Here is a 6,528-nt window from a genome sequence, read left to right on the forward strand (position 1 = left end):
GAGCCTGATGACGAGCCTGTAAGGATAATCACAGTATAGTCAATATAGCCAAGGGTATTATTGTAATTCTTTATAACCATACCACCAGAGGGAAATGGGCCATTATTAAGCTCCAAAACCTCAAGAACATTGGGATTGAATGAAAGATGGACTTCCGCTCCCTTAAGATTAAGAACATCATCTATTCTAATTTCTTCAACAAACTCATCACCCTTTGCAACAATCCTTGATTGGGGAATAACCCTTAAGAAGGTGGGAGGAAGAAGAACAAATGTCGTGGTGGCAAGGTTGCCATAGCTATCTGTGGCAGTAATAAGCTTTGTGCCAGGGGATTGAGTGCTTACGATGAAGGTAGTGGAGAAGGTGCCGTTTATAGACGATTGGGTTGTGGTGATGGTTGGGTGGGTGCCGAAGTCTATGGAAACAAGGGTATTGGTAGCAAAACCCATTCCTTGTACGGTAATAGTTGTACCAACTAAACCAAAGGAAGGGGCAAGGGATGTAATGGCTGGAAGCCATGGTTTATAATCAACCCAATCACTTACCTTATCACCCTGACCTAATGGATTTGTAATGGGATGCTCTGGTCCAGAAGAATGACCCCACCAATTGCAAGTAGCAGAGATGGTTGCAAAGCTTCCATCGTGATAAACTCCATAGCCTTTTGTATTATCGCCATTTTTGTTGCCTGAAAGGTTGTTGTAATGGATGGTAGATGAAGAATTTGAGATGGAATAGATTCCATAGCCACATCCAGGCAAGCCACCACCCGAACCACCTGTTCCTGCTTGCCCCCCTATATTATTTGATATAGTATTACCTCTAATATTGTTATTATTAGACGAAAAAAGATATATTCCAATTCCCTTGCCCCCAGGATAAGGACCATAATAATAAACATTTCCACCATTACCACCAATTATATTTGAAATATTGTTTCCTTCAATAATATTACTTCCAGAAGAAAAAAGACAAATCCCTGCTCCAATTCCACCAGCACCACCACCCTTACCTCCATTTCCACCATTTCCACCTTTATTGCTTGAGATGGCATTGTCAATGATAACATTATCTGAGGAAAAATCGAGGTAGATTCCACATCCTACACCACCATCTCCATTACCAGCTTCCCATCCACTACCTCCACCATTCCCTCCATTGTTATCAAATAAAGCGTTATTTATAACGGTAACTCTGTTTGAATGTAAAAGATAAATCCCCGTTCCCGTTCCTCCTTGACCACCGCAAAGATAGCCGCCCCCACTTCCACCATATCCACCATTATTTTTGGAAATTGTATTGTTGATAATAACTATGTTTGTAGATGAACCAAGATATATTCCTGCTCCTATATCTTTGGGTGAAAAACTAATATAGTCATAACCAGTTTGAGGGTTAGACTCACCATTAGAACCAATTCCACCTGCAATGGAATTATTTCTAATAATAAAGTTTGAACAATTAATAAGGACAATTCTTCCAAGATTAGTTGAGCCAGAACCCTGCAAGGTTAAATTTTGATTCTCAATGGTAATTCCCGATTGATTGTAGTAATAAAAGATAGGCTCATTATTATAGGTATTAGAGGAGCCAATAATATTGTTATAGCTATTTGGCTCAATGTATATGCCATATCCCTGACCGGGATTGCCAGCTGAACCATACATACCACCTGTTCCTCCCTGACCTCCTGTATTATTTGATATTATATTTTCTGATATTGTATTGTTTGTTGAATTTGAAAAATAAATGCCTGTGCCAATGCCACCAGAGCCACCCGAACCCCACATACCACCTGTTCCTCCCTGACCTCCTGTATTATTTGATATTATATTTTCTGATATTGTATTGTTTGTTGATTGTAAAAGATATATTCCACAGCCAGTGCCACCACAGCCACCCGACTTCCATACACCTGTTCCTCCCTGACCCCCCTCATTGTTTTTAATTGTATTTGTTCCAATAAGGTTATTATTTGAATTTAAAAGATAGATGCCACAACCTCCATCGCCTGCTTGGGCAGAGCCTGATGCCCCATCATCTCCTTTATTGTCGTGGATAAAATTGTTTGTAACCACAATCCCGGGGACATTTTCCAAATAAATCGCCTGTTTTGCGAATCCTATATCGCAATAGCTTATCTGACTTCTCTGCGCTCCACTGCCCAATAGTTTAATCCCTTTCCAATGACTTGCCGTATGGGTACCTTGATCTAATGTAAATGTAATTGTGCCAAGAGGTATGCCTATTGCATTTAATGTCCCATAGCAGATTAAGGATGTCTCTGTGCCAAACCTTACAGTCACCCCTGGTTCAATAGTCAAAGCAATATCAGATGCTACAGTCACGGTATCTGTAACAACATAGGGGCTATTTGCTAAAATCCAGGTTGTGTTGTTGGTAATTGTCCCAGAAACATAGGTCTCTGCCCAAATTGGCTTGCACGCCATAAATCCCAAACCCATCAAAATCCCAAAGATTGACTTTTTCATCTGCTTTACCTCCTTACTACCCCGTCAGACCTTACGGTCTGCCACCCCTTCAAAGAAGGGGAATTATTCCCCTCATTCCCCTCTTTCAGAGGGGTGTCCCGAAGGGACGGGGTGTTTAGAGGGGTGTCTGCGTCAGCAGGCAGGGTGTTTCTATTCATTTTATCTCCCAAACAAAAAAGCAGGCTTTTTGAACCTGCTCTTTTGTAGATTTTATATAAATCCAACTCTTTATAAGGGCTGGGTTTTGGCGAGTTACTCTCTCTCTCTCTCTCTCTCTCTCTCGGAACTAACTATGTAAAACAAATTTATATTTTCCATTTTATTTAAGTATAACATAATTTGCAAAAATTTTGCAAGAAAATTTTTTAACCTTAACCCTAAATTCATCGTGAAAAAAGAATAATCATTTTGACTGATCGTTGTCAAGGATTTTTTTAAGGTTTATTAAGTTGTTATAAGCTCTTTTGTTTTGAGGCTCGATGGCAAGAATATTTTTGCATTCTTCCATAGCTTGTTTTATCATCCCTTTTTCGTAGTAGATTTTTCCTAAGGAATTATGGGTATCTATAAGAACTTTTATGTCCGACTCATCCTTCCTTTTTGAAGATATTTCAATCTCCTTTTTATATTCCAAAACAGCCTTGTCCAATTTTCCCTTCGTTTCATAGGCTAATCCAAGGTTGTAATGAAGGTTTAAATAATCGGGGTCTCTTTTTAAAGCCTCTTTAAACTCAAAAATAGCCTTATCATACATCTTATTTTTAAAATACTCCCTTCCTTGCTCTATAAATCCTCCCACTGACCTTTCCTTTCTTAGAATTAAACTAATCATATACTCTCCATCTTTTAATATTTTCCATTTTTCATTTTCATTAAAATATGACCTCTTAAAAGAAGATAGGGAATCAATCATAATTTTAATAGAGGAATTAAGCTTTTTTGGCTTTATAATAATTGTGTTTTTTCCCTGATGAAGGTCGTTTGGATTAAAATATACCCAACAATAACGAACAAGAGGAAGGGATTTAATTTCAGTTTCCTTTTCCTTTCCATTTGCCTTAAATATCAATATTGAGCTTTTATCGGAAGGCTCTCCCCAAAAATTAAAGAAGAAGCAAGCCTCTTTAAATCTTCTTAAATCTTCTTTGATGATTAACTCCTTTTTAAGCATATCATTTAGGGATTGAAATTTATAGCTTTTTTTTCCATGTAAAAGCCCGCTATCATCCCTAATTAAAACATCGTTTTCTCTTTGAATATGAAACCCGGAAGGAAAGAGATAGGGAGCCAAAATCTTTCCTGTTGCTCTTGAGTGAGTAAGGGAAATAGAAAAGATTAGAAGAATCAAGGATAAAAAAATGGCTTTGTAATCTTTAAGCTTAATTTTTTCATAAAACCATAGGAGAGCAAATCCAGCAAATGGAATTAAAATAGGAATAAAGATAATCCTGTATCTTGCAAGGATAAAGAAGAAAATATTAGAAAGCATAAATGAAAGGATAAAGAGATAAAGAAGAAGATTCTTTTTTCCTAATGAAAAAATAATGCCTAACAGAGAAAGACTAGCAAGGAGACCAAAATTTATGGAGACAATTCTAAATATCCAAGAAATCCCTTTGTATAATTCATAATTTATGTTATTGGAAATCTCTGTGGAATCTAAAAAGAACAAAAACTTCTTAGCTAAAAGCATTATAAATTGTTTTGGATATTCCTTTGCAAACCTCAATACCTCACCTATATATGCTCCATCTCCCCTTTTGCTTACCTTTTCTGCAATCTTTTTTAAATATTCAGATGGAGGATAATTAAACCATCCCTCACTATAAGGATTATTCCCAATCCAAAGATTTACTGGCCCATTGGTTGAGATTGGGACAAATTTACCTGATACAAGGTAGTTTCTTATTGTAGCTGGAGAGATTGTAAGAAGGGTAATTAGGCAAAGAAAAGCAAACTTCTTTAATTCCATAATCCTCATTCTCCAATCCGCAATTGTTAGCCTCCAGACAAGAATAAATGGGATAAAGAGCAAGATATTTGCTCTTGCCAAGGCAGAGAGACCTAATGTAATTCCAGCCAGAGCAAGGTTTTTGTAAGAGGGGTTATCTTCTATTCTTAAAAGAAGAAAAACAGATAATGTATTTAGAAATGTTACCAAGGATTCCATAAGCAAGACACCTTCGTGGATATAGAACATTGCATAGAGGATTGAGATGATAAGGGAGATATAGCCAATTGTTTTATTAAAAACCTTTTTTGCGATTAAGTAGGTAAGCAGGGTGGTAAATACACCAAGCATCATCTGGATAAGCCTTGGGAAATAAGGGTCTATACCAAAGATTTTATAGATTAAGGCAAGGAAATAGAAATAAAGGGGGCCATAGTAATATGGCTCTTTGTTAGAGAATGTGCCATTAATGATTTGCTTGGCATAGTTATCATAGGCAAGCATATCTGTTCCCTGTGGAGGATTGTAAAACCCAGGGTCATTTGCCTTAAGGTGGGAGAGATAGATAAGTCTAAGGATTAGGGCAATCAAAAGAAGCAAGGAAACAATGATTATCTCTTTTTTATCTTGGATAAAGCCTTGCTTAAATTTCTTCTTTTTCATCGGCTTAATTATACCCCCTCTTTACTTAAAAAGTCAATTTTAAAACTTGGTGGGCAAAAGAGCTGGTCGGTGAAGGGCTTTTATTTACTCAATCTTTTCTATAAAATCTTGGTTGCCTTTAAATAAGATTTAACTGCATCTACATTATAAAGAAGCCCTCTATAATAGCCTGCGATATGCAATTCTTCATAGATAGTATCATTTTTGTAAGCCCCTTTTCCAGAAGATATCCATCAATAGCCTTTAGAACCCCTAGATAAGCAACTCCACAGGCTGATTTTACATATTTCTCATCTACATAATATACTAAAAATCAATTGAATTTCAAGCAAACCCTTTTGTTAAAGGGCTAGGGTTAAGATGCCTGTTTGGTCTAAGGGTTAGGAAGTTAGTCACTTTTTCAGGAAACATCCTAATCCAACTTCCATACTGGCTTCCTAACCTTAACCTAACTACCTGTTAACCAAAAAGTTTGCAAACCATTTTTGTTTTAGCATAACACAAAAAACAAATTTTGTTTCAGTATATCTATTTAAAAATGAAATAAAGAAACAAAGAATCCCAAAGAAATAATCTATTTTCTTACATGGCTCATAACTTACTGTTTCATCCTTTGGAATAAACCAAGAAGGAATAAAATGCCCCTTTTTCTTCATAGACTTTATTATAGCAGGAATTCTACTTTCTGGTCAATTTTTCACAACCATTGGCTTAAAATTCTGTCTTGGCTTGGAGAAATAAAGACTAAGTGGAAAGCTCAAGTTTTATTCTCTCCTTATTTATTCCTTACAAATGTATTGCGAAGGGTAGATAGCTCAGAAAGCCTAAAAACCTTTCCAAGCAAGAGATAAATAAAAGTGCAAAGGATTATTCCTCCTCCTACATTAAGGGCTTTATGAAGGCCAATTTTAAGAAAGCAATAAAGAAAAATCCCCATTATAATCCCTGCAATAAGAGATTTTATAAAGGTTTTAAGGACAAGCCTTCCTCCAACAAGACCTATTCTTCTCTTTAAAATAAATGAAACAACAGGTTTTATAGCACAAGAAAAAACAAGGCAGATAGAATAAAGGTTGTAGCAGAATAATGATAGAGACAGCCTTCTTTATTATTTCACAACCATAGCCTTTGTGTCAGAGAATTTTCCAGCATTAAGCTTGTAGTAATAAAGCCCAGATGATAGCTTTTCTCCTTGGTTGTTCTTTAGGTCAAAGAATATTGCAGAGCCTTCCTTTGCCTTTGTGTATGAGCCTTTCTTTCTAAATCCTACATCAATTGTTCTTACCTTTTGTCCTAAGATGTTATAGATTGAAAGGGAAACATAGTTGTCCTCTGCAAGCTTAAATGGAATCCAGGCTGAATTATTTGTTGGATTTGGGAATGATGGAAGAAGTATAGTATTTGGAATAATGGGTGCATCTA

General features: G+C 36.3%; 4 protein-coding genes and 1 pseudogene. All 5 read right to left on the reverse strand.

The genetic code is table 11. From position 1 onward, the window contains the following. Positions 1 to 2,492, reverse strand: a 2,492-nt coding sequence (locus AB1630_09375; protein ID MEW6104001.1) for a right-handed parallel beta-helix repeat-containing protein, incomplete at its 3' end; no start/stop codon positions are given. Between the two features lie 403 nt (positions 2,493 to 2,895). After that, entirely contained in the window at positions 2,896 to 5,106 is a 2,211-nt protein-coding gene (locus AB1630_09380; GenBank protein MEW6104002.1) for a tetratricopeptide repeat protein, read from the reverse strand. A 139-nt stretch (positions 5,107 to 5,245) separates the two neighbouring features. After that, positions 5,246 to 5,398 (reverse strand): annotated as a pseudogene (locus AB1630_09385) (hypothetical protein). A 483-nt stretch (positions 5,399 to 5,881) separates the two neighbouring features. Next, the gene (locus AB1630_09390; protein MEW6104003.1) at positions 5,882 to 6,043 is read right to left on the reverse strand and encodes a hypothetical protein; all 162 of its coding nucleotides are present in this window, start codon (positions 6,041 to 6,043) and stop codon (positions 5,882 to 5,884) included. Positions 6,044 to 6,214: 171 nt separating this feature from the next. Further along, positions 6,215 to 6,528, reverse strand: a 314-nt coding sequence (locus tag AB1630_09395; GenBank protein MEW6104004.1) for a T9SS type A sorting domain-containing protein, incomplete at its 5' end; no start/stop codon positions are given.

The organism is bacterium (assembly GCA_040753555.1).
In the GTDB taxonomy this organism is placed as follows: Bacteria; UBA9089; UBA9088; order UBA9088; family UBA9088; genus JBFLYE01.

What these genes read in the sequence shown, in the direction of transcription:
- AB1630_09380 (MEW6104002.1), bottom strand. Translation starts at nt 5,106, where the DNA reads ATGAAAAAGAAGAAATTTAAGCAAGGCTTTATCCAAGATAAAAAAGAG.
- AB1630_09390 (MEW6104003.1), bottom strand. Translation starts at nt 6,043, where the DNA reads ATGGGGATTTTTCTTTATTGCTTTCTTAAAATTGGCCTTCATAAAGCC.